Consider the following 715-nt stretch of genomic DNA (forward strand, 5'->3'; position numbering starts at 1 on the left):
AGCGATTATTTTTACGCGCTCGACGCACAATGAAGCTGGTGAGCTGTTCTGCCCATTTTAAGCGGCCATACACGCCATCTAAATCGAAAAATATTGATGCATTTAGTAACGCTTTCGGGTTGGGATCGTCAATCCAGTCAGCGAAACATTCTTCCCATTCGGAGCGAGTCATTCGCCACATCGGGTTTGTGGCCATGATGTCACCGGTACAATATTTGTAACCACAAGCGTCAAGGCCGTCACTGACAAACTTAGCGAGATCTTCAAAGTACTTGCCATGTTTCTCTTCTTGATAGGATTCGTCCAGAATAATGGCGTTGTCTTGGTCAGTAACCAGCAACTGTTCGTCGCGTCCCATTGAACCTAATGCGAGGAAACAATAAGGAATCGGAGGCGCACCGAGTTCTTCTTCGGCCAACTCCAACAAACGCTGTTTGAAACTTCGGCCAATTACTGACATTGCGCTGCCAACCATGTGTGAATTGGCGTCTTCGTTAACCAGACGTACGAAGCTGCTTTTGACTTCTTCTGCGACTGTCGCTAAATCTTCGATGCTTTGCTGCTGAAAAATGCTGCTTACAAGAAGCAGTGAGTTTTGCGATTCATAACGAACAATATCGGTAGTTTCGATGATGCCTATCGGTAGTTGATTTTTGACCACCGGCAGATGATGCACGTTGTAGCGAAGCATGGTCAACATCGCTTCAAACACATA

Annotated in this window: 1 protein-coding gene; it reads right to left on the reverse strand. The window is 46.2% G+C overall.

Annotated features, from left to right (window positions below; all coding sequences use genetic code 11):
- The coding region (locus tag R7Q09_RS25555) for a DUF294 nucleotidyltransferase-like domain-containing protein (RefSeq protein ID WP_318143864.1) at positions 1-715 on the reverse strand (715 nt) is incomplete at both ends.

Source organism: Vibrio sp. 2130-1 (assembly GCF_033339515.1).